21 protein-coding genes, 1 pseudogene and 1 riboswitch are annotated in these 24,589 nt (G+C 64.5%); of the genes and pseudogenes, 6 read left to right on the top strand and 16 right to left on the bottom strand.

The features are described from left to right. Positions 1–6: 6 nt before the first annotated feature. On the top strand, positions 7–735 hold the full coding sequence (locus tag FJ970_RS27340) for a triose-phosphate isomerase (RefSeq protein ID WP_265336238.1): 729 nt from the start codon (positions 7–9) through the stop codon (positions 733–735). A gap of 26 nt (positions 736–761) precedes the next feature. Next, positions 762–1,202 carry an RpiB/LacA/LacB family sugar-phosphate isomerase gene (locus tag FJ970_RS27335; protein ID WP_140757678.1) on the top strand — a complete coding sequence of 147 codons (441 nt, stop codon included), beginning with the start codon at positions 762–764 and terminating at the stop codon, positions 1,200–1,202. On the opposite strand, the gene dhaL is transcribed toward FJ970_RS27335, so the two are convergent. From dhaL to FJ970_RS27315, 4 genes are all read right to left on the bottom strand, one after another. Further along, positions 1,199–1,834, bottom strand: coding sequence for a dihydroxyacetone kinase subunit DhaL (gene dhaL, locus FJ970_RS27330; RefSeq protein ID WP_140757677.1), 636 nt, complete (start codon positions 1,832–1,834; stop codon positions 1,199–1,201). The genes FJ970_RS27335 and dhaL overlap by 4 nt on opposite strands. Before the next feature lie 10 nt (positions 1,835–1,844). Continuing rightward, complete coding sequence (locus tag FJ970_RS27325; RefSeq protein WP_140757676.1) at positions 1,845–2,852, bottom strand: dihydroxyacetone kinase subunit DhaK; 1,008 nt, start codon at positions 2,850–2,852, stop codon at positions 1,845–1,847. 154 nt (positions 2,853–3,006) lie between these two features. Beyond that, positions 3,007–3,480 carry a 6,7-dimethyl-8-ribityllumazine synthase gene (locus tag FJ970_RS27320; protein ID WP_140757675.1) on the bottom strand — a complete coding sequence of 158 codons (474 nt, stop codon included), beginning with the start codon at positions 3,478–3,480 and terminating at the stop codon, positions 3,007–3,009. A 75-nt stretch (positions 3,481–3,555) separates the two neighbouring features. Further along, a riboswitch (FMN riboswitch) is annotated at positions 3,556–3,700 on the bottom strand. A 101-nt stretch (positions 3,701–3,801) separates the two neighbouring features. Then, a complete protein-coding gene (locus FJ970_RS27315; protein ID WP_140757674.1) occupies positions 3,802–4,977 on the bottom strand; it encodes an MFS transporter in 1,176 nt (391 codons plus the stop codon). Positions 4,978–5,025: 48 nt separating this feature from the next. Between FJ970_RS27315 and FJ970_RS27310 the strand changes: the two genes are divergently transcribed. Continuing rightward, positions 5,026–5,565: an Lrp/AsnC family transcriptional regulator gene (locus FJ970_RS27310; RefSeq protein WP_140757673.1), complete on the top strand. Its 540-nt coding sequence runs from the start codon at positions 5,026–5,028 to the stop codon at positions 5,563–5,565. A 58-nt stretch (positions 5,566–5,623) separates the two neighbouring features. On the opposite strand, the gene FJ970_RS27305 is transcribed toward FJ970_RS27310, so the two are convergent. Together FJ970_RS27305 and oiaX are read right to left on the bottom strand one after the other, a co-directional pair. Further along, positions 5,624–6,946: a four-carbon acid sugar kinase family protein gene (locus tag FJ970_RS27305; RefSeq protein ID WP_140757808.1), complete on the bottom strand. Its 1,323-nt coding sequence runs from the start codon at positions 6,944–6,946 to the stop codon at positions 5,624–5,626. A gap of 8 nt (positions 6,947–6,954) precedes the next feature. After that, the gene (gene oiaX / locus FJ970_RS27300; protein ID WP_140757672.1) at positions 6,955–8,205 is read right to left on the bottom strand and encodes a 3-oxo-isoapionate-4-phosphate decarboxylase OiaX; all 1,251 of its coding nucleotides are present in this window, start codon (positions 8,203–8,205) and stop codon (positions 6,955–6,957) included. Between the two features lie 189 nt (positions 8,206–8,394). Here oiaX and FJ970_RS27295 point away from each other — a divergent pair, with 189 nt between their 5' ends. Next, positions 8,395–9,108 carry a transcriptional regulator NanR gene (locus FJ970_RS27295; RefSeq protein ID WP_027145252.1) on the top strand — a complete coding sequence of 238 codons (714 nt, stop codon included), beginning with the start codon at positions 8,395–8,397 and terminating at the stop codon, positions 9,106–9,108. Between the two features lie 10 nt (positions 9,109–9,118). Here FJ970_RS27295 and FJ970_RS27290 read toward each other — a convergent pair whose 3' ends face one another. From FJ970_RS27290 to FJ970_RS27245, 10 genes and pseudogenes are all read right to left on the bottom strand, one after another. After that, complete coding sequence (locus FJ970_RS27290; RefSeq protein ID WP_140757671.1) at positions 9,119–10,957, bottom strand: hypothetical protein; 1,839 nt, start codon at positions 10,955–10,957, stop codon at positions 9,119–9,121. Further along, positions 10,954–11,988 carry a Gfo/Idh/MocA family protein gene (locus FJ970_RS27285; protein WP_140757670.1) on the bottom strand — a complete coding sequence of 345 codons (1,035 nt, stop codon included), beginning with the start codon at positions 11,986–11,988 and terminating at the stop codon, positions 10,954–10,956. Before FJ970_RS27285 ends, FJ970_RS27290 begins: the two co-directional genes overlap by 4 nt. 2 nt (positions 11,989–11,990) lie before the next feature. Further along, positions 11,991–13,055, bottom strand: coding sequence for an ABC transporter permease (locus tag FJ970_RS27280; protein WP_140757669.1), 1,065 nt, complete (start codon positions 13,053–13,055; stop codon positions 11,991–11,993). Continuing rightward, positions 13,055–14,599, bottom strand: coding sequence for a sugar ABC transporter ATP-binding protein (locus FJ970_RS27275; protein WP_140757668.1), 1,545 nt, complete (start codon positions 14,597–14,599; stop codon positions 13,055–13,057). The genes FJ970_RS27280 and FJ970_RS27275 overlap by 1 nt, the downstream gene beginning before the upstream one ends. Then, positions 14,596–15,258 (bottom strand): DUF2291 family protein, encoded by a 663-nt coding sequence (locus FJ970_RS27270; RefSeq protein ID WP_140757667.1) that lies wholly within the window; start codon positions 15,256–15,258, stop codon positions 14,596–14,598. Before FJ970_RS27270 ends, FJ970_RS27275 begins: the two co-directional genes overlap by 4 nt. A gap of 143 nt (positions 15,259–15,401) precedes the next feature. After that, a complete protein-coding gene (locus tag FJ970_RS27265; protein WP_140757666.1) occupies positions 15,402–16,343 on the bottom strand; it encodes a D-ribose ABC transporter substrate-binding protein in 942 nt (313 codons plus the stop codon). Positions 16,344–16,605: 262 nt separating this feature from the next. Further along, on the bottom strand, positions 16,606–17,433 hold the full coding sequence (locus FJ970_RS27260; protein WP_140757665.1) for a phosphogluconate dehydrogenase C-terminal domain-containing protein: 828 nt from the start codon (positions 17,431–17,433) through the stop codon (positions 16,606–16,608). Between the two features lie 106 nt (positions 17,434–17,539). Continuing rightward, on the bottom strand, positions 17,540–18,574 hold the full coding sequence (locus FJ970_RS27255; RefSeq protein ID WP_140757664.1) for an ABC transporter permease: 1,035 nt from the start codon (positions 18,572–18,574) through the stop codon (positions 17,540–17,542). Further along, positions 18,571–21,046: pseudogene (locus FJ970_RS27250) on the bottom strand (ATP-binding cassette domain-containing protein). The gene FJ970_RS27255 and the pseudogene FJ970_RS27250 overlap by 4 nt, the downstream one beginning before the upstream one ends. Before the next feature lie 73 nt (positions 21,047–21,119). Continuing rightward, positions 21,120–22,142, bottom strand: a complete 1,023-nt coding sequence (locus tag FJ970_RS27245; protein ID WP_140757663.1) for an ABC transporter substrate-binding protein — start codon at positions 22,140–22,142, stop codon at positions 21,120–21,122. Positions 22,143–22,479: 337 nt separating this feature from the next. Here FJ970_RS27245 and nanR point away from each other — a divergent pair, with 337 nt between their 5' ends. Both nanR and FJ970_RS27235 read left to right on the top strand, forming a co-directional pair. Beyond that, a complete protein-coding gene (nanR, locus tag FJ970_RS27240) occupies positions 22,480–23,193 on the top strand; it encodes a transcriptional regulator NanR (protein ID WP_140757662.1) in 714 nt (237 codons plus the stop codon). Positions 23,194–23,266: 73 nt separating this feature from the next. Next, positions 23,267–24,562 (top strand): ribulose-bisphosphate carboxylase large subunit family protein, encoded by a 1,296-nt coding sequence (locus FJ970_RS27235; RefSeq protein ID WP_140757661.1) that lies wholly within the window; start codon positions 23,267–23,269, stop codon positions 24,560–24,562. Positions 24,563–24,589 lie beyond the last annotated feature (27 nt).

Below are 24,589 nucleotides of genomic sequence, written 5' to 3'. Positions count from 1 at the left end.
TGGAAGATGAACAAGACGCTCGCCGAGGCGCTTGATTTTACCGGGGCGCTGGCCGGCTTCGCGCGGGGTTTCGACGATCGCGTCCAGCCTTTCGTCATTCCGCCTTTCACGGCCGTGCGCGAGGTCAGTCAGGCACTGTCGGCAACGCGCATCAAAGTCGGCGCGCAGAACATGCATTGGGCCGATGCCGGTGCCTGGACCGGCGAGATCTCGCCGGTGATGCTGAACGATTGCGGCCTCGACCTGGTCGAACTCGGCCACAGCGAGCGGCGCGAGCATTTCGGCGAGACCGATCGCACGGTCGGGCTGAAGACGGCGGCAGCGGTCAGGCATGGACTGATACCGCTGGTCTGTGTCGGCGAGACGCTGGCCGAGCGCGAAAGCGGCAAGGCCGATGCGGTGCTGACCAGCCAGGTCGAGGGTGCATTGCAATTCCTCGAAGGCGAGGCGAGGCGAGCAGAAATCCTGTTCGCCTACGAGCCGGTATGGGCGATCGGCGACAAGGGCATTCCGGCCAGCTCCGACTATGCCGACAAGCAGCAGGCGCTGATCAAGAAGATCGCCGGCGGTCTGCTCCCGTCCGTGCCGCCGGTGCTCTATGGCGGCAGCGTCAACCCTGGCAATGCCGCAGAACTGATCGGCCAGCCCAACATTGACGGCCTGTTCATCGGCCGCTCCGCCTGGCGGGCCGAAGGCTACATCGACATCCTGCGCCGCGCCTCGGCGGCAATCTGAACCAATCGAACTGGAAAGGACAAAAAATGAAAATAGCCATCGGAGCCGACAGCGCCGGCAAGCCGCTGCTCGACGTCATCGCCGCGCATCTGGCAACCAAGCCCGGCCTCACCGTCAGCGACCTCAGCCAGGCCGGCTTCTATGCCGACCTGTCGCAGAAACTTGCCCAGACGATCGTCGAAGGCGAGAACGACCGCGGCATCCTGTTCTGCGGCACCGGCATCGGCGTCTCGATCTCGGCCAACAAGGTGCCGGGCATCCGCGCCGCGCTCACCCACGACACCTATTCGGCGGAGCGCGCGGCGAAATCCAACAACGCCCAGATCATCACCATGGGCGCCCGCGTCGTCGGCCCGGAATTGGCCAAGGCCATTGTCGATACGTGGCTGGCCTCGGAGTTCGACGAGAAGGGGCCATCGGCCGGCAACGTCCAGGCGATCAACAAGCTCGACGCGGCGAAGAGCTAAGCGAGACTGTCGCGCATAGCGCCGATGACGGTGACGGTCGATGCAGCTCCCGGATCCATGTGGCCAAGCGAACGCTCGCCAAGCCGTGACGAACGGCCTTTGGCGGCGATCATGTCCTTTGTCGCTTCCGCGCCGCGCTCGGCGGCGGCAAGGGCTGCCCCAAGGCTTTCCGGCAAAGGCTTGCCGGCCGCATTTGCAGCGCCAGCCGCGTCTGCCGCCGGCTGCCAGGCATCGACCATCGTCTTTTCGCCGATCTCTGCCTTGCCGCGATCCTTGATGCCTTGCGCCATGGCCTGCAGCAGCGTGATGAATTCGGCATCCGCCAGCGTCGCCTTGCCCTTGACGGCGGCGCCGGCGCGCATGAAGGCCGTGGCATAGAGCGGGCCGCAGGACGCGCCGACGGCATTGAGAAACGATTTCGCCGCAGTGTTGAGGAGCGTGGTCGGTTCGGTCGCCGTAAGGTCGAGCGATGCCAGCGCATCGCGCACGGCGTTGAATCCGAGCGCCATCGCAATGCCGTGGTCGGCGTCGCCGATGACGCCGTCGAGCTGGCAAAGCCGGTCCCTGTCTGCCTCGATCGCGATCGCGATCGCGTCGAACATTCTCTTCAGGTCGGAGACACCGATCGTCATGGAGCGCTCCTCAGCCGGCACGGAACATGGCGCAGTCGCAGGGGTGGTCGAGCATCGCCTGCAATTCTTCGTCGAGATGAAACAGCGTCACCGAAGCGCCGGCCATTTCCAGCGACGTGCAATAATTGCCGACCCAGGTCGCATGAATGGAAACGCCGATTGCGTCCAATCTCTGCTTGACCCGGCGGTTCATGATGTAGAGCTCCATCAGCGGCGTCGATCCCAGCGAATTGACCAGCACCGCGACCTTGTCGCCGCGCTTCGGCGCCATCTCGGCGAAAATCTTGTCGAGCATCTCGTCGGTGATCTGATCGGCGGTTCCGAGCTTGCCGCGCGCAATGCCGGGTTCGCCATGGATGCCCATGCCGATCTCCATCTCGTCGGCGCCGATCTCGAAATTCGGCCGCCGCGTCTGCGGCAGCGAGCAGGGCGACAGCGCCACGCCCATGGTGAAGGTGCGGTCGTTTGCCTTGCGCGCGACGCGTTCGCATTCGTCGAGGGAGAGCATGAGATCGCAGGCGGCACCGGCCGCCTTGAAGATGAAGAAATTGCCGGCGACACCCCGGCGCTTCTGCCGCTGGTCGAGCGGTGCCGAGGCGACGTCGTCGGTGGTGAGCACGGTGCGCACCTCGACGTCGTCCATGCCGGCCATCTCGGCCGCCATGTCGAAATTCATAACGTCGCCGGCATAGTTGCCGTACATGAACAGGACACCGGCGCCGCCGCTGACCGCCTTGGCGCATTCGAGGATCGGATCCGGTGGTGGCGAGGCAAAGACGTTGCCGATGGCCGCTGCGTCCGCCAGCCCCTTGCCGACAAAGCCGAGAAAGGTGGGCTCGTGGCCGGAGCCGCCGCCGATCACCAGCCCGACCTTGCCGGGCCGTGGTCCGTCGCGGGCGATGATCGAGCGCGGGCTGCCGTCCACGCTTGCGAGATGGCGAGGATGCGCGGCCAGTATCCCTTCGAGCATTTCGTCGACGGCGCGGTTGCCGTCATTGATGATCTTCTTGGTCTGCACCAGCATCCTCCCGAACTCGGCATGTTCCTGGAAACGTGTCGCGTTTCCAGGTCTTTTTCTATGCACGTCCTTATCCCAAAACCACTGCGCGCTTTGGGCGACGTGCATCCGATACTACCGGCTGTCATCGGGATTTCCACCCGGCTTCGGTACTTCAGGCCGCGATCTTTTTCCGCGCGGCGAGAATCTCCACGCACGCCTTGGCCGCCTCTTTGCCCTTGACCGTGAAGTGCTCGAAGAAGAAGCGGTGATGCTCGGCGCTGTCGTGAAAATTGTGCGGCGTGAGCACCGCCGAAAGGACCGGCACGCCGGTTGAAAGCTGCACGTTCATCATGCCGTCGATGACGGCGCCGGCGACAAAGTCGTGCCGGTAGATGCCGCCATTGACGACGAACGCCGTGCCGAGGATCGCAGCATAGCGGCCCGTCCCGGCGAGCGTCTTGGCGTGCAGCGGAATCTCGTAGGCGCCCGGCACGTCGAAGACATCGACGGCAAAGCGTCCACCGCCGATCTCGGCCAGCTCCGCCTCGAAGGCTTGCACGCACTGGTCGACGATGTCGGCGTGCCAGCGCGCCCTGATGACGGCGATGCGGATTGTTTCATAGTCTTTGTGGGAATGCTGATTCATGGGTCCATCCTTCCGTTTCGAACCAGAATCAGGACGCACGATACGAAATCCGGCCCGCCGGGGCGGTCCGTTTCGTTTCGTTCTCTTTCATCCGGACTCTAACCGTCGGCTCCGGAATCACACCGGATCTGCTGACCTTTCCGATGCCGGAAAGCGCTCGCGGGCTTCGGCCGAAACCGTTACCGCCGGTGGGGACTTTCACCCCGCCCTGAGAACATTAACGGCTCTGTATGGAAGGGTAGGGGTGCCGCTGTCAACCGCGCCAGCGGCCGGTGGCCAACCACATTCCGTCGACTGGAGCAACGCGATGCGAGGCTGTCTCTACCGAGTGCGCCATGCTGCAGCCGAGGCGGCAACCAGCATCAGCACCGCCGCGACCATCGCACATGTGGCAAAGCCGAAGCCGGAATAGAGCGGCCCGAAGCCGGTGGTGCCGACGAACACCGCGAGGTAGGTCACCGCGCTGTTCAGGCCCATGATCGTGCCCCGTCGTGACGGATCGAGCGCCGACAGGCGCATCACCAGCACGTTCAGCCCGAAATGATTGGCAAGCCCCCAGGCCGCTACCATGGCGAGGGTGAGACCGTAGCTGTCGCTGGTCGCGGCAATCGCTACATAGACGATGGCGACGAGAAGATAGGCGAAAGGCATGACGCGTCCGGCGCCCAGGCGATCGATGATGCCGTCGAAGAGCGCCGCCGCGCCGAACCCCACCCCATAGGCAAGCGCGGCAAGCCCGTTGGCGCTGACCGGCTCTCCCAGACCGACATGAAGGTGGTCGCCGAGGTAGCCATAGACGCCGTAGAAGGCGGTCATGAATGCCGCACAGGCGACCAGCAGCGGGATGATGCCAGGCGTGCTCAGCGCCTCCAGCGGGGCTGGCGCAGGCCCGGCTTTTCTGGCGTCGCTGAGCGAGGTCATTGTCAGTCCCGCCCAAGCGAGAGCAGCAAGCAGCGCCACGGCCGCGAAGACGGCGCGCCAGTGCACGAGATCGGCAAGCACCGCCGACAGGGAAACGCCGGCCACCATGCTGAGCGTCCATCCGGTCAGCACCACGCCGATCGTGCCGCTTTCGCGCCCGGGCGGAGCGATGGCCGCGGCACTGGCGTAGATCGCCGGCATGGCGACGCCGGCGGCAATGCCGGCGACAAGCTGCGCGGCAACCAGCGCGCTCACTGTCGGCGAAGCCGCGCTGGCGACCAAGGCCAATGCCAGCAACAGCAAGGCCGCCTGCAGCATCCGGCGCGCGCCGACCCGGTCGATATGGCGTGCCAGGAACAGGGCGCTCGCCGATGTGCCGAGGCCGAAGGCCGCCGCCGCCATCATCACCATCGGAACGCTGGTCGCGAACGATACGGCCACCGCCGGAGCGATCGGGCCCAGCACCAGCGAATTCGAGCCGATCACGGCGATGCATCCGGTCAGCAGATAGGCAAGGGCCGGGATGGGCGGCCTGGTGTCCGCGCCCAAGGCTGTAGCTTGATCGTTGTTCGACATTTCATCATAATGGCCGTATTAAATTCCGTGACAATTGGGAATGTCGATATGGATGAAGAAACAGATGGCATTCAGCGGAACAGGCCGGCGGCCCGGGATGTCGACGCGACCGACCGAAAGATATTAGGCGTTCTGGTCGACGACGCGACGGTCAGCTATGCCGAACTCGGTGATCGCGTCGGCCTGTCGCCGCCGGCCGCGCATGAGCGCGTCAAGCGGCTTCGGCGCAGCGGCGCCATCCGCAGCACCGCCGCCATCATCGATCCCAACGCGGTGAGAAAGCCGCTGCTCACCTTCGTTCACATCGACACCAGTGGCTGGGGCAAGACCCCGGAACTGATGGCGATCTCGGAATATCCGGAAGTCGAGGAGATCCATACCGTCGCCGGCGATACATGCGTGTTGCTCAAGGTGCGTACCGAGGACACCAAGGCGCTCGAAGGACTGCTTTTGCGTCTCTACGAGACACCCGGCGTCACCTCGACGCGCAGCTACGTGGTCCTGGCGACCTACCTCGAACGGCCGGTGCAGCCCGGCATCACCGCGCAGTGGCCGACGCCGAAGCACATGGGCAAGCCGCTGTATTAGAGCAATTCCAGGAAAAATGTGCAGCGGGTTTCCATCCGGAATCGCGCCGAGAGATGGTCTAGCTCCCCAGCCGGATCGTCTCGAAATAGGCGTCGGTGCCGACCTGGCCGCCTTTCAGTGCGATCTCCAGGCCATCGATCGCACCGCTGCCATGGGCGACGCAGAGCGGCGACCCCGGCGATTGCGGCAACGGCATGCGCACGGTCAGCGCGTCGATGGCCAATTGTCCGAGCGCGTGGCTGGACGTGTCGCCACCGGCGATCACCGCGCGCTCGAGTTTCTGCTCGGCGATCAGACGGCGCAGAATGGTCCCCAGCGCCCGCCCGAGCGTGTTCCGGGCGCCGTCGATGCGGTCGATCTCGGCGCCGCGATCGGCCTGTGGACCAAGCGCTGTGTAGAGGATGACGCTGCGGCCCTTGGCCAGGCTCGCCAGCCCGGCCGCGACTGCCTGCTCGATCGCTTCGCGGGCGCCTTCGCGGACCAGTCGCATTGCATCCATCTCGACGCCGTCGAACCCGCGGGCAAGCGCGTGGCGAATCTGTTTTTCCGTGGTCGGGGAGACGCTGCCCGACACCACGGCGAGCCGATCCACCGGACCGGGCGGTGCAAATGCCGCATGCCCCGACACGATGCCTTTGGCGGCCCACTCGGCAAGCAAGGCATATTCGGCGCCGGAAGATCCGACGACGAAACCATGGCCTTTCTCGTGAATGCGCCAGAGCTGTTCGCCGACCCGTTTCTGCGTCTGGGGGCTATCGACATCGAACAGGACGATGTCCTTGTCCTGCAGGATTTGGTCGACCGTTCGCGCGAGATCGGGAGCCTGCAGGGTCGCCAGGTCGACCAGGCCGGAACCGAGGCTGGTCTGGCGCGACAGGTGAACGAGCAGGTCGGCCTCGTCCATCGGCGTCACCGGATGCCTGCTCATCACCGGGTGCCGGTCGATGCGGAAATACGCGCCACGGAATGCCGCGAAGAGATGGCCGAAGGCGGTGTAGCGCTTGAGTTGCGGCGCCCCGACCACCATCGGTACGCTTGCCCCGCCGAAGATGCGCCTGCCGATCTCGGTGGCGCGGCCGATGCTGCCGACTGCCGGGCTGGAATCGAAAGTCGAACAGATCTTGTAGTGGCAGACAGCCGCCCCGAGGCCTTTCAGCCATTCGAAGGCCGGCGTCAGGTTTTCCTCCATCCATTGCGGCGTTTCGCTTCGGCTGGTGCCCGCCAACCCGACCGCGCGGCAATGCGAAAACCGTGCCAGCAAGGAAGGGTCGGGCCGGCGCATGAACAGCACGGTCGGCACGCCGCCGAGTTCGAGCGCCTCCATGACGTCGGTCGAGCCGGTAAGATCGTCGCCGTAGTAACTGAGGAGCAGGTTTTGCACGGCCATGCTCATGCTGCCTTGCCGTCGCCGAACTTTTCGATCGATCGGGCCAGTTCGATGTGATCGCGGGCATAGTCCGCCAGCGCAATGCCCTCGACGGCGGCTTGCCAGGCTTGCAGCACGGCCCGTACGCCGGCGCCGGGCCCGTCCGGATGGCTGACGACGCCGCCGCCGCAGAGGTAGAGAAGGTCGACCGTGCGGCCGGTGCGCTCATAGGTTTCGGGCGCCTGGCCGCCCCACTGGCCGGAACAGGCCACGGGCAGCGCGCAATCGTCTGGTGAAAACAGCGGCGTCGTCACCGCCTCGAAGGAACGGATGAAAGAATCGTCCGGCTCCCAATATTTCGAGCCGATGCCGTTGATCTGGAACTGGTCGACGCCGAGCAGCCGCCAGAATTGCTGCCAAACCTTGAAATCCATGCCGAGGCCGGGATGGCGTGTGAGGATGTCCCAGCCATTGCGGTGCGCATGCAGCACCAGCCCGGAGCGCTTCCTCAGATAAGCCATGCCGCCGAAGCCGGTCGAGTTGATGTTGACCACAGCGCAGTTGCCGCCGGCTTCGAGCACGAGATCATGGTTGCGCATCATCTCGTCTGGATCGGCATGCGAGATGCCGAAGGCGTACATCACCTTCTTGCCGGTCTTCTGCTCGTGGTCGAGGATCAGCGGCATGATCGCCTTCACCCGTTCCGCGAGCGGCGAATAGGCAGGGCTCATCAGCTTCTCGTCGTCCTTGATGAAATCGACGCCGGCCTCGATCAGTTCGCCCACCATTTCGGCCGTCTCATGCGGCCTGAGCCCCAGCGCCGGCTTGACGATCGTGCCGATGATCGGGCGACCCTCGACCCCAGTCAGCCCGCGGCTGCCGGCCAAGCCGAACTGCGGGCCCGGATGGGCTCCCCGGTATTGTTCCGGCAGCTTCATGTCGATGACGCGGATGCCGGACAGGCCCCTGATCGAATAGGTGCCGCCGATGGCGATGGTCATCAGCGCCGACAGGTCGGTGCCGATGGCGTCGAACGGAAAGGCGATGTCGACGTCGGCGCGCCTGAAGGGCCCGTTGCCGGATCCCGGGAGAGACGGTTGCGCGGCATCGGGCAGGTGCCGGATCGCCAGCACGCGCGCCGCCACACGCGCCTTCAGTTCCTCGGTCTCGCCCGGCAGCGCGACGAAGGTCCCGGTCGACTGGTCACTGGCGATCTTGGCCGCCAGCGCCTCGATGCTGCCAGGGGTTTCGATGCGATAGGTAAGCGTGATCATGGTCGGCCGGCCGCTCGAAAAGGGTTCGAAAAAAGTTTCGTCGCGCAGGAAATCTGGTATAATGAGTACATAAGTATTGCAAGAAATATCCGAGCCTCGGCATTGGAGCGACCCGCTCCAGGCGCGGGCATTCCGGTAATCCTGCCGGGAATGCTAAACAGGAACCGGGCCAGGGAGTGATTCGTCACGATGAACCGTTCGGAGCCGATCGTCCGGCGCAAACTTTCCGACGAAGTCTTTGCAAGACTGAAGCGGCTGATCACCAGCGGCGAACTGCAGCCGGGCGACGACATGCCGTCCGAGCGCGAGTTGATGGAGCGCTTCGAGGTCGGCCGGCCGGCAATCCGCGAGGCCATGCAGGCGCTGAGCAATATGGGGCTCGTCGCCATCTCGCATGGCGAGCGTGCGAAGGTGCTGCAACTGACCGCCAAGTCGATCATCAAGCAGGTCGACGGCGCGGCCAAGATCATCCTGTCCTCGTCCAGGGACACGCTGGAGCACCTGAAGACCGCGCGCATCTTTTTCGAACGCGGCATGGTCAGGGAAGCCGCGGAAAAAGCCACATCCGAGGATGTGCAATTGCTGAAGGCGACCGTGGCCGAACAGCGCGCCGCGCGCGGCGATTCCGAAGCCTTCATCTCCGCCGACATGAAGTTCCATACCCAGATCGCATCCATTTCAGGCAACCCGATCTATGTCGCCGTCAGCGAAGCCACGCTGGGCTGGCTGAAGGAATACCACACTGAAATGCTGATCTGGACCGGCAAGGAAAAATACACGTTGACCGAGCACGAGGAGATCATCGACCGCATCGAGCACGGGGATGCCGACGGCGCCGAGAAGGCGATGATCAAGCACCTCGAACGCTCGCGTGCGCTCTATGTGATGAATTCCGAGAAGTAAGGCTGTTTGCCTAACCGATCTTGGTAATCGCATAGGGCGACATTATGAGATTGCCCTGGCCAAGCGCGGAAGCGTCGACCGGGACGTCGTTGGCCGTCAGGTTCGCCAGCCATACAATGGTTTCCCCTGAGGCGGAGCGGCCGGCCAGCGCCAGAACCCGCGTCTCGTCGCTCGTCGTGGCGGAAACATAGGTTAGCCCGGCCAACTCACAAAGCCCTTCGATGGCGCGGAAGATCGGCCGCGACGTTCCTTGCGCGACGGGTTCGCCCGATTCCGCGACCACGCCGAACGGCCCGCTGAAGCTGGACAGTGTCAGCATCTCCAGTCCCGCCGGCGCGACGCGCGCGGCATAGCCGATCGTCCATGCGGCGGCGAACTGCGCGGCATGGCGGGGATCGCGGTTCGCCATGGCGATGCGCTGTCCCTGCGGATTGTCCTTGGTCGCGCCGCCATAGGGGTTCTGGCGCATGGCGATCGTCGATGGCCCGATCCGGTACGGCTTTGTCTCGAAGATCGCCCGGGTGGACCGGGTGATGAAGGGCAGCGCCTCCAGCGACTGCATGACGCTGAGATCGTCGGCGGCATGCACGATCGGACAGGTGCAGTGGGTGATGAAATCGAGCTGGTCGGCCGGAACGCGCTTGCGGTTGAGCTCGGTGAAATAGCTGAACATACCGCCGCCGAGACGGAGGCCGGGAAAGGCGCGGCGCGCCGCGGCGTAGACGTCCTCGAGCGGCGGACATGCCGGCCAGGCGCTCCCCGGCGGCGTCGACTGCCGGTCGACCGCGGGCGATACCGCGATGGCGTCGAGCCGCAGACCCGCCCGGCGTACCATATCGGCGACATCGGAAAGTTCGGCGTCGAGATCGCCGGTGCAGGCGACCACGCATTCCAGCGTCGTCGAAACGGAATAGGCGGCGGCGAGGCGGGCATGGGCGCGCAGCGCTTCGAGGCCGTGGCCGCGCGTCGGATCGAAGTGGAAAAGCAGCTGCCGGGGACCAAGCCTTCCCAGCATCGGCAGGTCGGCAAACGCCGCCTCGACATCCTCGGGATAGATCACGATGCCGATGTCAGGCAGCTTCGAGCCGGCCTTGCCGAGTTCGACGCGGACCGGTTCGGCCGGCGCTGCCGAGGCAGGCACATTGGCCTGGCCGGCAATGCGCAGGCTGATCGTCTGACGCAGGGCTTGTCTGGCCGGCAGCACATAGGGCCAGGGCAGCGCCAGCGGCCGCACATAGGTCTTGTAGGAGGCGTCAGACCAGTTGCGCTGGTCTTCCATCTCGAATGTGTCGCCTTCCATACGGCATTGCGCGACAACACCGGGTCGCACCTGATGCGTGATGGCGCGCAAATCCTTGAAGGGCTGCCAGGGGTCGACCAGATCGGGCAGTTCCGTCTCGACCACGCTGCCGTTGATGTGCTCGACCGTCACCGGGCAGCCGGCGAGGCCAGCGATCGGATGCAGGATGCAGAAGCCGCAGCGGTTGGTTTCGAAATTGCTCTGCGGCAATGCGGTCACATCGAAGACCAACCTGCCGTCGGCGGAGCCTTCGATCGTGGCGTGGAAAACGAGCCGGCTGCCGTCTGGGCCGAGGCGGCTTGCCGCGTAGCTGACGGAGAAACGGTCGTCCTCCTGGTCGATGGTCAGGTTCGTCAGGTCAGGCTCATAGGTGCCCCAGTCGCGGTCGCGCACGATATAGGCGATGGCGCGCAGCACTTCGGTGCCGCCATGGCGGATGGTGCGCAGATTGCCGTTGACCAGTTCCGCGCTCAATGCGCCCGCGCGCAGCGTGACCGGCTTGGGCTCGACCGCGCGCGTGCCGTAGAGCTGGAAAGCGTCTGGTGTCATCTCAGCAAGGCGTCGATCTGCACCGGCTCGCGGCTCGCGGCACTCGCATAGGCGGCCTCGACCAGGGCAAATGTCTTGAGATTATCCGCGCCCGAGGTCGCCGGTTCCTGGCCTGATGCAAGGCAGTCGATCCAGTGCTGCTGGATGGCGGCAACGCTTTCCTGGATGTTGTGCCAAGGCCGCGAGGCCCAGGGCAGCAGCGGCGGAGAGACATCGCTCACTCTGGTTCCGCTCTTGCCGGTGACGGTCAGCCTGTAGCTTTGCGCCAGCCGGATCGTGCCGTCGCTGCCGTCGAGTTCGATGAGCGTTTCCGGGAACGGCTCCACGGCAAGCTTCGTCGCGTAGCTGCAATCGACCACTGAGGTGGCGCCGCCGACATGGTCCATGAGCATTGTCGCGACGTCCTCGCCGGCGATGGCGAGATTGATGCGTGCGGTTCGGGCGGTCAGGCTCGACACATCGCCGAGCAGGAAGCGGGCGATGTCGAGAATATGGATGCCCAGATCCTCGATGATGAAGCGTTCGCCCGTCGCCAGATAGGGCTGGCCGGAAAACACGTCATAGCCGGAACGAAAGGAGATGCGGCCGAAGAAGGCCGTGCCGATCTCGCCGCTGTCGAGCACCGCGCGCACCGCCTGGATCGGCAACTGCCAACGAAAGTTCTCATGCACCATCAGCGGCACGCCGGCGGTTTCGCAGGCCTTCACCATCGCCTTGGCATCGCCAAGCGTTGGCGCGAACGGCTTTTGGCAGATCACGGGAACGCCGTGCGTGGCAGCCATCTCGACCAGCGCACGATGGCTGCCCACCGTGGTGGCGACGTCGACGAAGTCGAGTTTCTCCCCGGCAAACATCGCCGCTGCGTCAGTGTAGCGCCGCGCCACGCCGAACTGGTCGCCGACGATCCTGAGCCGCTCGGCATCGCGGTCGCAGATGGCGACGATCGAGGCGCCTTCGATGCCGCGCCAGGCATGCATTTGGTTGACGGCGAAGAAGCCGCAGCCGATCAGCGCTCCACTTAAGCTCGCCATGCTCAACCCGCCTTCGCCATCTGCATCAGGGTAACGCGTTGCTGCAGCCGGCGCTGCGCCTGGTCGACGACGACGGCGACGATGATGACCAGGCCCTTGATCACCATCTGCCAGAAGGAACTCACGCCCATCATCACCAGCCCGTCCGACAGGATACCGATGACGAAGGCGCCGACGATGGTGCCGCCGATCGTGCCGCGCCCGCCCGACATCGAGGTACCGCCGAGCACCGCTGCGGCAATCGCATTCAATTCGAAGCTCTCGCCGGTCGCCGGATGCGAGGCCATCAGCTCCGAGGAGATGATCAGCCCGACGATCGCGGCGCAGAAGCCGGAGAACATGTAGACGAACATCTTGACCATGTTGACACGCACGCCCGAGATCCGCGCCGCGCGCTCATTGCCGCCGACGGCGAAGATGTGGCGGCCGAGCGGCGTGTAGCGCGCGAGATAGGCAGCCCCCAGCGCCACCACGATCAGGATCCAGATCGACACCGGCAGGCCGAGCAGCCGGCCGGCGCCGAGGAAGCCGAAGCCGGTGGTGCCGAGTTCCGGCTTGCCGACGAGGTTGGGGAAGGTGCGGCCGTCGGAGGACAGCAGCGCGAAACCGCGGGCGACATAGAGCACGCCGAGCGTGGCGATGAAGGGCGCGACGTTGAGCCTGGTGATCAGCAGGCCGTTGACGGCGCCGATCGCCATGCCGACCAGAAGCGTGATCAGGATGATCTCGAAGACGTTGAAATAGACGGTGTAACCGATCTGCAGGTCGATGCCGTTGAGCACGAGATAGCCGGCCACCATGCCGCATAGGCCGACGATCGAACCGACCGAAAGGTCGATGCCGCCGGTGATGATGACGAAGGTCATGCCCATGGCGAGGAAGGCGTTGAGCGCCACGTGCTTGGCCATCAGGATCAAATTGGCGGCCGAGAGGAAGTTCGGCGCGGCGATCGAGAAGAACACCAGAACCGCGATCAGCGCGATGAAGGTCCTGAGCTTCATCAGCGTCAGCAGCGCGGAACCGCTGGAGGCGAAAGGAGCGGCCGCCTTGGCCGGAATGTCAGTCATCAGCGTTGCTCTCCATGTGCCGGTCCGTGACCCAGCGCCGATGCCGCGACGATCGCCGCTTCCGTCGCCTCGGCGCGATCGAACATGCCGGTCAGTCTGCCATTGCTCATCACCGCGATGCGGTCGGACAGCGCCATCACCTCGTCGAGATCGGAGGTGGCGAACAGGATGCCGAGTCCGTCACGCGAAAGCTTGCGCATAGTGCGGAAGACGTCGGCCTTGGCGCCGACATCGATGCCGCGGCTGGGTTCGTCCATCAAAAGCACTTTCGGTTCGGTCAGCAACGCCTTGCCGATCACCACCTTCTGCTGGTTGCCGCCCGACAGCGACGACACTTCCTGCGCCGGATCGGCGACCTTGATCGCCAGTTCCCGCACCATCTGCACGACGGCCTGCCGCTCGGCGCCGCCGCGGATATGAAACAGGCTGACGAAGCGCGACAGGCTCGCCAGCGTCAGGTTGCTGGCGACCGAGAGGATCGACACCAGCCCTTCGCGCTGGCGGTCCTCGGGGATCAGTGCCAGTCCGCGCTGGATGCGGCGCGTCGTGTCGCGCTCCTTCACCTGTTTGCCGGCGATGAAGATCTTGCCGCTGGCATGGCCGTGACGGCCCATGATGCAGTCGAACAGCTCGCTGCGCCCGGCGCCCATCAGCCCGTATATGCCGAGGATTTCGCCGGCGCGCAGCGACAGCGAGACATGGTCGACCGCCAGTCCGCCGGTGACGCGCGGCAGGCAGATCTCCTCGGCGCGGAAGATTTCCTCGCCGGGCTGATGTCCGTCGGCCTTGGCGAAATCCTTGGCATCCGAGCCGATCATCTGCCGCACGATCCACTGCGTGTCGACGTTCCTCATTTCCTCCTGGCCGGTGATGCGGCCGTCGCGCAGTACGGTGACGGTGTCGCCGATGCGGATCAGTTCTTCCAGCCGGTGCGAGATGTAGACGATGGCGACGCCGCGCGCCTTGAGGTCGGCGATCACCTTGAACAGGATTTCGACTTCCGCCGCGCTCAGCGCCGAGGTCGGCTCGTCCATGATCAGGATCTTGGCGTCGAGCGAAACCGCCTTGGCGATCTCGACCAGCTGCTGCTGGCCGATGCGCAGGTCCTCGACCAGCATGTCCGGCCGGATGCCGGCTTCGAGCCGGTCGAGGAATTCGCCCGCCCGTTTTTCCTGCTCCTTGCGGTCGATCTTGCCCAGCCGGTTGGTGATTTCGCGTGTGGCGAAGATGTTCTCGGCCACGGTCATGTTGCCGAACAGGTTCAGCTCCTGGAACACCATGCCGATGCCGCGCGCCACCGCATCTCCCGACGAGGAGAAGGAAACCTCTTCGCCTTCGAGCAGGATGCGGCCGGCGGTCGGCTGCTCGACGCCGGCGATGATCTTCATCAGCGTCGACTTGCCGGCGCCGTTTTCACCGACCAGCACGTTGACGGCACCCCTGCGCACCTCGAAGTTCGCCTGCTTGACCGCCACCGTGCCGGCATAGACCTTCGAGACGTCCTCGAGCTTGAGGATCACCTCATGAGCGGCCGCCATGCTCATGGCTTCGGCCCGATCTCGGCCTCCGCCGGCGTCACCAGCGGCAGGTCCTGGCCGCCTTCGATCGTGTAGGCGCCGATCACCTTGGCGGTGCGGCCTTCAAGTGCCTCGCGCGGCAGTTTGGACAGCACGGTCTTGTCGGCATAGGCGTTGAAGGCCTTGCCGAACTGGGCGAAGTCGATCTGGTTGGTGAAGTCGTTGAACTGGACGAAATCGAGGCTGTCGCGCAGTGCGGTGCCGCGCATCGCCGGCCCGATCTGGACGCGCGCATCGGCCTTGCCGTCGCCGTCCACGTCGATGTCCATCGTTGCCGCGCGCGACTGCGTGTTGGCGGCGACGATCTTGCCCTCGACGCGCACCGCGAAGGTCCATGGCGAATTCGCCTGCTTCCTGGGGTTGCCGTATCTGGCGCCGGCTGCGGCCGGATCGGCTTTCGCCAGCGCATGGACCTCGGCGAACGGCCCGGCCTTCTGCCTGAGGTAGGGGATGACCTTCGAGGCCCAGATGTCCTCGACCATCTTGTCCGGGTTGAAGGTGGGCGCCTTGCTTTCCTCCTGTGCCGATGACGTCGGCAGGATCTTGCAGGCGCTGAGACCGATGCCGGCGAGGGCGACAAGCGTCAGCCAAGTGAAAGGGGTCAGCCAGGTCAATCTGTTCGGCATGGCGGTCAAAAAAATCACCCGGAACGTGAAACTGGAGCAATTCCAGGAAAAGTCTGAAGCGGTTTTCCGTGCGGAATTGCGTCAAAACAAAACTGGGCGAGGGGCGAACACGGGTCCGCCCCTCCCTGTTATTTTGCGCCGGCTCAGTTCTTCAACGCGAAGGTTTCCAGCTTGGCGGCATTGTCGCCGTTGACGAGCACGCAGTCCATCAGCTGCTTCTCCTTCTCGGGCGACTTCTTGTTCTTGATGAAGTCGTTGGCCTGTTCGACCGCCATCTGCGCCTGGGCATAGGCAGGCTGCAGCACCGTCGCCTTGATGCCGCCTGAGGTGATGGAATCGCGCACGTCGTTCGATCCGTCGAAGCCGACGACGATGACATCCTTGCGGTTCGCGGCGGCGAGCGCGGCATAGGCGCCCATCGCCATCGTGTCGTTGCCGGAGATGACGCCCTTGATGTCGGGATTGGCCTGCAGGATCGATTCCATCTTGGAATAGGCCTCGGTCTGGCTCCAGTTGGCCGACTGCTGCGCGACCATCTTCAGGTCCGGATAGTCGTCGATGACGTCATGATAGCCCTTGGAGCGGATGCCGGCATTGGTGTCGGATTCCTTGCCGACCAGCTCGACGAAATTGCCCTTTTCGCCCATCAGCTTGATGAATTCCTGCGCGCCCAGCTGGGCGCCCTGGTAATTGTTGGAGACGATCTGCGCCACGGCGACGCCGGTGGCGTTGATCTCGCGGTCGATCAGGAAAGAGGGAATACCGGCGTCCTTGGCCTTCTGCACGGCGGCGACGGTGGCGTCGGCGCCGGCATTGTCGAGGATGATCGCCTTGGCGCCGCGGCCGATCGCGGTGTCGATCAGTTCGGACTGCTTGTTGGCATCGTCGTCATGCACCAGCACCAGCGCCTCGTAGCCGAGTTCCTTGGCCTTGGCCTCGGCGCCGACGGCTTCGGCCTTGAAGAACGGATTGTCGTGCGATGGTGTGATGATGGCGATGAGGTCCGCCGCGTAGGCGGGCATCGCCGTGCCGAGTGCCAGCACGCCGGCGAAAGCCGCAAGCGTCATTCTGCGTGTCAGTTTCATGAAGTCCTCCCGTTTGAAAAGTCTGTGTCTCGATCGATCGAGGCCACTGTCCGCGTTTGAATCCGTCAGGCTGTGAAGGTTGCGGAACGCCTGGACTCAAGCCGTCGGTCGGCTCCGCCAAAGCAAGTTCCTTTTCCCCGCCATCCTCCACCCGTTTCAGCTTCGAACTCCCGGCGAAGCGTGATTGATCCGAGCGAAGATTAGCTTAGCCAACTGGTATGATGAGTCAACCACAAATTCAGATGATCTGTACCTGAGGCGCTCAAGTGATCCGCTGAATGCTGGCCGCGATCTCTTCCGGCTCGAAGACGCGCTTCCAGTCGTCGCGCATCAGCACCGGCTTGCCGAATTCGATCGCCTTGTTGCAGGCGTCCGAGAACACGCCCTTGGTTTCGCCGAAGATGACGGCGCCGAGCACGTTCATGTGGCCAAGCAGGAAATCGAGCGCCGCCTGCTGGTCGACGCCACGCGCCACGACCTCGTCGACCGCTTCCTTCATGACGACCAGCAGCGAAGCGCATACGGTTTCCGAAAGACCTGGCTCGAGCAGCGCCATCTGTTCGACGGAGACGCGGTGCGAGCGCATCACCGGCGCCCAGATGATCTTGGCGATGGCCTCACCCTTGGCGTAGTCGGCTTCCGGTCCCTGCATCAGGGCGCTGACCATGTGCTGCTTGGCCTTGACACCGCCGAAATAGTCCTTCTTGGCCGCCATGTCGGTCTCGTCGTTGAAGATCGGCGGATGGCAGGGATGGGTGACGAAGTAGGTCAGGTCGGGACGATCGGGCAAATGGCCGGCAAACGGTGCGGCCGCGTCGAGCACGATGACCATCGTGCCCGGCGCGAGCTTGCTCTCGATGCTTGTCGCGACCTTGCCGATATGGGTGTCCGGCACGGCCAGGATCACCACGTCGGCGCCTTTCAGCGCCTCGTCGGCGCTGACCGTGTCGAAGCCCAGTCCGGTCTTCAGTCGATCACGCCCGGCCTCGCTGACCTCGACATGGCGGATCGTATAGGGCGAGCCGCGGAAATTGGTCGAAAGGCGGTAGCCCATTTTCCCGCCGGCACCGAACAGCGCAATCGTCGTCATCTAGCCCTTGCTCCCTGGTCGTGGACGATGGCGTTGCCGATCGTCACCTTATCTACTGGTATGATCACTCTACCACAACTTGGCAAGAAGAATCATCATCCGCTTGTCATTCCGGTCGGGCTGCCGTCGAGCTTGGCCCGGATTTCACCGTGCCGTCGTCGTCCGTGCGGTCGACGGCGGCTCGGCGCGACAGCACCTGCCGGCCGGCCAGCGCCAGAACGAAAATGACGACGATGCCTTGCACGATGTCCTGCGCACCCGGCGGCAGGCCGACGATCTGCATGGTGGTGACGATGAGGATCAAAAGGATGCTGGCGAACAGCGTGCCGACGGCGCTCGCCGAGCCGCCGAAGATCAGCGTGCCGCCCAGCACCACCGCGGCGATCGACTGCAAGAGATAGGGCTGGCCCATTTCGAGGAAGGCGCCGCCTATATAGGCGCCGAGCAGCAGCCCGTTGAGCGAAGCGAGCACAGACGAGATGACGAACGCCGACGCTATGACACGGTTGTTGCGGATCGCCGCCAGCCGCGCGGCGGTGCGGTTCTGGCCGACCGCCGACAGCAATTGTCCGAACACCGTGTAGCGCAGCACGAAGGCGGTCGCGGCCACGCCAACGATGGCGATGATGGCCATGATCGGCATGCCGGAGACGCGGCCCGTCGCTAGCGTCTTCAGCAGCGGGCTGACGGCAAAACCCGATATGGCGCGGTTCGATAGCAGTGTCGCGGTCGCGAGAACGTAGCCTGTCGCCAGCGTGGCGATGATGGCCGGTATGTTCAGCCCGACGACGAGCAGCGAATTCAAGCCGCCGACCGCGAGGCCGAGCAGGATCGCCGCACCCACGCCGATGGCAAGGTTGGCGTCCTGGCCCTTGATGGTGAGCAGCGCCACGAAGGCGCTGAGCGTGATCACCGACGCCACCGAAAGGTCGATATTGCCGCGCCCGGTGGTGACGACGAACATCTGGCCGATGCCGACGACGGTCAGGAACGAGGCCGACAGCATGATGCCCGACAGGCTGGAGAGGCTGAAGCGGTTGGTGACCACCGAGAGCACCAGCCAAAGCACAAGCACGCCGATCGCCGACCAGCCCCAGCGGTTCTTCTGCGCCCAGAGGCTGAAGGCGGCGAGGCCGTTCATTGTTCGCTCCTGCGGTCTGCGGTCAGGCTGCGCAGCGTCAGCAGGGCGATGAGGATCAGCCCTTGCGTTGCCGCGTTGAAGTCGCTGCTCACGTTCAGCGTGCCGAGCAGGGCGCCGATCAAGGCCAGCGTGACCGCGCCGGCGATGGCGCCGATCGGCGAAATGACGCCGCCCAGCAGCGAGCAGCCGCCCATGACCACGGCGGCGACGCTGAGCAGCGTGAACGAGTTGCCGGAATTGATGTCGCTTGCCGTGTTGATCGCCGTCAGCGACAGGCCGGCGGCAGCCGCGAACAGTCCGGCGACCAGGTAGCGCACCAGCGCATAGCGCGTCGGCGACCAGCCGGAGCGGATCATGGCGGTCGGATTGTTGCCGAAGCCGCGCAGCACCACGCCGAGCGGCAGCCGGTCGATCACCAACACCATCAGTGCGACCGTGGCGATGAGGATGACGGAGGTGGGCAGGAAGCCTAGCGACCAGCTGAACATCGCCGACAGCCATTCGGGGCTGGCGCCGCCCGGTGTCGGCTGCAGCGCGTAGCCCAGTCCCATCCAGATGAAGGAGGCGCCGAGCGTGACGACGATGGCCGGGATCTTGCGTGCCTGGATCAGGCCGCCGAGCCCGGCATAGGCGGCGACCGCCGCCGCCAGCGCCAGCGCGCCGAGCCATGGCTGATCGTAGAGCAGCGTGGCGGAGAGCACGCTGACGAGGCCGGCAAAGGCGCCGACGCCGAGGTCGATCTCGCTGCCGCCGACGATGAACATCTGCGCCGCCGTCACCAGCACCAGCGACAGCGCCGGCATCAACAGCAGATCCAGCCCGAAGATCGAGGCGACCGCCGGGTTGGCCGAGATCATCACCGCCAGCACGGCGGCGAGGCCGATGAAGGGAGCCGCGTTCACCAAGCGGCGGGCAAGCCCGGCGCTGGCGGTGCTGTGCCGCGCGTCGGCGCGGGTGTCCGCCTGCTGGGTGAAGGATGCGCCGACGACGGCCGATTCCGTGATCGCCTCGCCGCTCAATTCCTTGACGATGCGCCCGCCCGAAAACACCAGCACGCGGTCGCAGGCCAAAAGCTCGGCATCTTCGGTCGTGTGCCAGACCAGTGTGCGCCCGCTGCGCGCGATCTCGTTGCAGAGCTTGTAGAAGTCCTGCTTGGTGGCGATGTCGACGCCGCGCGTCGGATCGTCGAGCAGCAGGATCGGCGTGTCGGCGACGAGGGCGCGGGCGACCAGCGCCTTCTGCTGGTTGCCGCCGCTGAGTTCGAGGATGTTGGAGCCGAAGCGTTTGTCGTCGAGCCGCAGCCGGCTGCCCGCATCGGCCGCCGCCTTGCGGCTGGCGCGCTCCGAAACCAGCCCCAGTGCCGGACGGCGGGCAAGGCTGCCTATGCTGATGTTTCCAAGCACACTCCACAGCGGGAACACGCCTTCCTTCTGGCGGTCGCCGGCAATGAAACCGGCATCGCCGCTCCTGATGACCGCGGTTCCCCTGGCAGAATCCGGCTCGAAAATGGCGTGCAGCAAGTCCTTCTGGCCGCTGCCCTCGAGCCCCGCCAGTCCGATGATCTCGCCGCGGCCGATCGCGATGTCGCGGCCGAGGCCGGCGGTCAGAAAGCCGGACAATTTGACCAGCGCCTCGCCGCTGCTGGCGACGGCGGCGCTGTGCTGGTGGATTGAATTGGCGTCGCCGCCCATGAGCTGCACCAACTGGCCGATCGAAGTGTCGGCGACATCTCCGCGCCAGGCGGTACGTCCGTTGCGCAGCACCATCACCTGCGTGGCGATGTCGATGATTTCCTGCAGCTTGTGGCTGATGAAGATGAAGGCGAGGCCGTATCTGGCTCGTTCGCGGATGAACGACCGCAACTGCCTGGAGCGGTCGAGGTCGAGCGAGGAGGTCGGCTCGTCGAGCACGATCAGCTTGACGTCGGGCGTTGCGGCGGCGCGCGCGATCTCGACCATCTGCCGCTCGGCGATGGAAAGGTGGCCGACTTCGGCATTCACATCGATGCCGTTGGTGGGAAAGACGGCGTCCAGCGCTGCGCGGGCGCGGGTCCGGTAGAGTGCGCGCCAGCCCGGCCGGTTGGTCGCTTCGCCGGGCGTCTCCAGGAAGAAATTCTCGGCGACGGAAAGATTGGCGCACAGCGACAGTTCCTGATGCACCATGCTGGATGCCGCGCCTTTGCGCCTCGGCTGTGCCGTAGTCGGCGAAGCTCACGCCTTGTCCGGCGAACGAAATCGAGCCGAGGGTCGGCGACGTTGCCCCGCACAGGATGCGCATCAGCGTCGACTTGCCGGCGCCGTTGCCGCCGACCAGGCCGATGATTTCGCCGGCCGAGACGGCGAGGTCGATCTGCGCATTCGCCAACGTCGGGCCGAAACTCTTGGTGATCTGCGACAGCGAGACGACGTTGGGCCTGATGTCGGGCATCGTAGCGGCTGCGCCTTCCGGATCGGCTACGGCGAGATGGGACATTCGTCCTCCGTTTCTTTACGGACAAGGACCGGGCGCGGCGTTTGGCTGCGTCCGGTCCCTGGCAATGGCAGCCTTACTTGCTGAGCAGGTTCTGCTTGACCCAGTTGAGCGAATAGCTGGGGCTGATGATCTGGCCGCCCGGCAGCTTCGCATACTCCTTGAGATTGTTGGCATCGACGGTCGCTACCGGCATGATCATCAGCTTCGGTGCCTTGCCGCCCTTGAGCAGCGAAAGGCCGAGCCAGAGTGCGGCGCCGCCAATGCCCGGTGTGGTGTTCATCGAGACCGTCTGGTAGCCGTTCTTGGCATTCTCGTCGGCCCACCATTTGACGAAGTCGGTGCCGCCGCCGCCTTCGATGATCGGCATCTTGCCGGCATAATCGCCGCCATATTGGACGAAGGCCTGGGCAATGCCGACATCGTCGCTGCCGCCCTGGCCGAGCACGGCGTCGACATGCGGCAGCGAGGGCAGGACGTTGGCGATCGCCGCTTGCGCGACCGAGGCGGTCGCCTGGCCATAGACGGTGGCGACAACCTTGATGTCGGGATATTTCGCCAGCACCGACTGCTGCGCGTTGAACATGTCGTTGTCGGGCGCCGAGCCCTTCACGCCGCGCACCTGGATGACGTTGCCCTTGCCGCCGATCATCTTGAAGACGGCTTCGGCCTGGGCCGCCTTGTAGCCCTTGAAGTCGAAGTTGAGCTGGTAATTGCAGGGCGCCGAAGCAACCGAATCGAAGGAAACGACGATGATGCCGGCCTTGCAGGCCTTTTCGATGATGCCGTTGACCGCGGTTTCCGAAGCCGCGTCGACGGCGAGCACGTCGACCTTCTTGAGGATGAGTTCGGCGATCTGGCTGTTCTGTTGCGCCACCGAGCCGTCACCGTTCATGACGATATAGTCGGCGATCTGACCGGCAGCCTTGGCTTCCTTGGCCGAGGCCTCGAAAGCCTCCACCATCTGATGCCGCCAGGTGTTGCCGTAATAGGCGTTGGCGAGCGCGATTACCGGTGCGTCCGGCGACGCCATCGCCGGCAAGACCGAAACACTGGCGAACGCGGCGCCGGCAAGCGCCGCCACAATTGAAAACTTCATGATTTCTCCTCCCAAAAAACCCGGCCGACCTGATCGGCTCGTCCGTCATTTCGTGTCTCTTCCGAAAGACACCATACCAGCTGCATGTTATACCAGCATACCAAATAGGCAAGCCGGTCGGAACTCATTTGATTGCGTCGACGGAACCACGGCCTGCCGGGTTCTTCTGTGTCACCCTTGGCCAGTTGGGCCGGTCCGTTGCGGCATGTGCCGCGCTGACGTTGGCTATGGCTGGACGTTATGTCATCATATATGTAATGTCAAATAAATGCCGGGACCTTGCCTGTCGGTGCGACTCGGGATCGATTATGCCTGGGAACGATCAGGGGAGATGCGGATGGAGCCGGTCCAGAAGAAGAAGTTGTATGTCGAGGTGCTCGACCGCCTGATGGCGGCGATCTCGACGTCCGAATTCCCGCCCGGTTCCCAATTGCCGTCGGAAAAGGAGCTGATGACGATGATCGGCGTCGGGCGGCCGTCGATCAGGGAAGCGATGCTGACGCTGCAGCAGATGGGGCTCATCAGGATCTCGCACGGCGAACGTGCGCGTGTCATCAATCCGACGCCCGAAGTGATCGTCGACCAGGTCTCCGCGGCAATGGTCATGATGCTGGCGACGAACTCTCGTGGTCTCGAAGAACTCAAGGAAGTCAGGCTCTTGCTGGAAACCGGGCTGGTCCGGATAGCCACGCGGCGGGCCACCGCCAAGAGCCTGGAACGGCTTGCCGAGACCTTGCGCCACTTGCGCGACGCAAAGGGCGACCAGGCACGATTTGTCATTGCCGACATGGAATTCCACGCCGTCATAGCGGAGATGAGCGGCAATTCGATGATTGCTGCCGTGGCCAAGGGCATGCTCGAATGGCTGTCCCGCTTCAAGCGCGATCTCGTCGCCGTGAAAGGCGCCGAGCGCCTGACGGTCGAGGAGCACGAACGGATATACAAGGCAATCGCCAGCGGCGATGCGGAAGGCGCGAGCGCCGCCATGGCCGACCATATCGGTCGTGCCAATGAACTCTATTCGAAACTGGCCGATGGCGGTGGGGGCTGACGGCGGCCAAAATTTTTTGATCAGAAAACTCATGTGATGACATGATGTCTTTTTAGTGGTATCGCTCGCCGCCATGAAGTTCATTCCAGCCGGGAAACCTGCATTGACCGGTCGCCTCCGCGCCACCTACCTGATCGAAACCCGCTACCCGCCGGAGATTGCAGCGGCCGCGATGGCGGGCGAGCAATCGAGCGGGACGTTCCGCGCCATACCCGGGGAAACGCCGGAACTGTTGCGCCGGTTCGGAGCGCGCGTCGAATTCGTCGAGGATGTTGTCGAGGTTGACGGCGAGGCGCTGCCGTTTTCGCGTTCGCCCAAGAATGCCGCCGCCGCCATACCGCGCCGGGCCAAGGTGGGTCTTTCCTGGAACATCGAGAATACAGGCACCGTGCTGGCTTCGGTCTGGTCGACGGTCCTCGGCAATCTGTTCGAGCTGCATCATTTCTCGGCCATGCGCCTGCTCGACGTCACCTTTCCCGATGTCTTCGCGGATGCCTATCCGGGACCGGCTTTCGCCGTCGAAGGGACGCGTCGCCTGACCGGAGTCGAGGGACGCCCGCTGATCGGCACGATCGTCAAGCCGAGCGTTGGCCTTACGCCCGAAGAGACGGCGGGTCTTGCCGATACGCTGATCGCCGCCGGTCTCGATTTCATCAAGGACGACGAACTGATGGGAGATCCCCCGCATTCGCCGTTTGAACAGCGGCTCGAGGCGGTCATGGCGGTGATAGACAGGCACGCGGACAGAACCGGCCGCAAGGTCATGTATGCTGCCAACATTTCCGGCGACATCGACGCCATGCGCCGCCAGCTGGATCTGATCGAGCGCCGCAGCGGCACCTGCGCGATGCTCGTCCTGAATTCCGTCGGCCTGTCGGGTGTCGTCGAGATGCGTCGTCATTCCGGCGTTGCGCTACACGGCCACCGGGCAGGCTGGGGCCTCTTCAGCCGTTCCCCTGATCTGGGCATGAGCTATATCGCGTACCAGAAATTCTGGCGCCTGGCAGGCATCGACCACATGCACGTCAACGGGCTGTCCAACAAATTCTGCGAACCCGACGAATCGGTGATGGCCTCGGCCCATGCCTGCCTGACTCCGATGCTCGGACGGGCTGACCGCCCCGATACGGTCATGCCGGTGTTTTCGTCCGGACAGACAGCGGTGCAGGCGGGCGAGACCTACGAAAGGCTCGGCTCGAACGATTTCATCTATTGCTGCGGCGGCGGGATCATGGCGCATCCCGGCGGACCGGCCGCGGGCGTTCGAAGCCTGCATGATGCTTTCGAAGCCGCGGCGGTCGGCATTCCCGCGCGCGACTATGCCGCCACGCATCCGGACCTCGAGGCCGCGCTGCGGGCGTTCGGCTGAACCTGCGCCAACCGCGCCATCAAGATG

This window comes from Mesorhizobium sp. B2-1-8, assembly GCF_006442545.2.
Classification (GTDB): Bacteria; Pseudomonadota; Alphaproteobacteria; order Rhizobiales; family Rhizobiaceae; genus Mesorhizobium.
Note: the sequence above shows the minus strand (reverse complement) of the source record. Positions and strands in the feature narration are given on the sequence as shown.

Excerpts from the sequence above, each read along its gene's own strand:
- FJ970_RS27340 (WP_265336238.1), top strand. The coding sequence starts at position 7 with ATGAACAAGACGCTCGCCGAGGCGCTTGATTTTACCGGGGCGCTGGCC.
- FJ970_RS27335 (WP_140757678.1), top strand. The coding sequence starts at position 762 with ATGAAAATAGCCATCGGAGCCGACAGCGCCGGCAAGCCGCTGCTCGAC.
- dhaL (WP_140757677.1), bottom strand. The coding sequence starts at position 1,834 with ATGACGATCGGTGTCTCCGACCTGAAGAGAATGTTCGACGCGATCGCG.
- FJ970_RS27320 (WP_140757675.1), bottom strand. The coding sequence starts at position 3,480 with ATGAATCAGCATTCCCACAAAGACTATGAAACAATCCGCATCGCCGTC.
- FJ970_RS27315 (WP_140757674.1), bottom strand. The coding sequence starts at position 4,977 with ATGTCGAACAACGATCAAGCTACAGCCTTGGGCGCGGACACCAGGCCG.
- FJ970_RS27310 (WP_140757673.1), top strand. The coding sequence starts at position 5,026 with ATGGATGAAGAAACAGATGGCATTCAGCGGAACAGGCCGGCGGCCCGG.
- oiaX (WP_140757672.1), bottom strand. The coding sequence starts at position 8,205 with ATGATCACGCTTACCTATCGCATCGAAACCCCTGGCAGCATCGAGGCG.
- FJ970_RS27295 (WP_027145252.1), top strand. The coding sequence starts at position 8,395 with ATGAACCGTTCGGAGCCGATCGTCCGGCGCAAACTTTCCGACGAAGTC.
- FJ970_RS27290 (WP_140757671.1), bottom strand. The coding sequence starts at position 10,957 with ATGACACCAGACGCTTTCCAGCTCTACGGCACGCGCGCGGTCGAGCCC.
- FJ970_RS27285 (WP_140757670.1), bottom strand. The coding sequence starts at position 11,988 with ATGGCGAGCTTAAGTGGAGCGCTGATCGGCTGCGGCTTCTTCGCCGTC.
- FJ970_RS27280 (WP_140757669.1), bottom strand. The coding sequence starts at position 13,055 with ATGACTGACATTCCGGCCAAGGCGGCCGCTCCTTTCGCCTCCAGCGGT.
- FJ970_RS27275 (WP_140757668.1), bottom strand. The coding sequence starts at position 14,599 with ATGAGCATGGCGGCCGCTCATGAGGTGATCCTCAAGCTCGAGGACGTC.
- FJ970_RS27270 (WP_140757667.1), bottom strand. The coding sequence starts at position 15,258 with ATGCCGAACAGATTGACCTGGCTGACCCCTTTCACTTGGCTGACGCTT.
- FJ970_RS27265 (WP_140757666.1), bottom strand. The coding sequence starts at position 16,343 with ATGAAACTGACACGCAGAATGACGCTTGCGGCTTTCGCCGGCGTGCTG.
- FJ970_RS27260 (WP_140757665.1), bottom strand. The coding sequence starts at position 17,433 with ATGACGACGATTGCGCTGTTCGGTGCCGGCGGGAAAATGGGCTACCGC.
- FJ970_RS27255 (WP_140757664.1), bottom strand. The coding sequence starts at position 18,574 with ATGAACGGCCTCGCCGCCTTCAGCCTCTGGGCGCAGAAGAACCGCTGG.
- FJ970_RS27245 (WP_140757663.1), bottom strand. The coding sequence starts at position 22,142 with ATGAAGTTTTCAATTGTGGCGGCGCTTGCCGGCGCCGCGTTCGCCAGT.
- nanR (WP_140757662.1), top strand. The coding sequence starts at position 22,480 with ATGGAGCCGGTCCAGAAGAAGAAGTTGTATGTCGAGGTGCTCGACCGC.
- FJ970_RS27235 (WP_140757661.1), top strand. The coding sequence starts at position 23,267 with ATGAAGTTCATTCCAGCCGGGAAACCTGCATTGACCGGTCGCCTCCGC.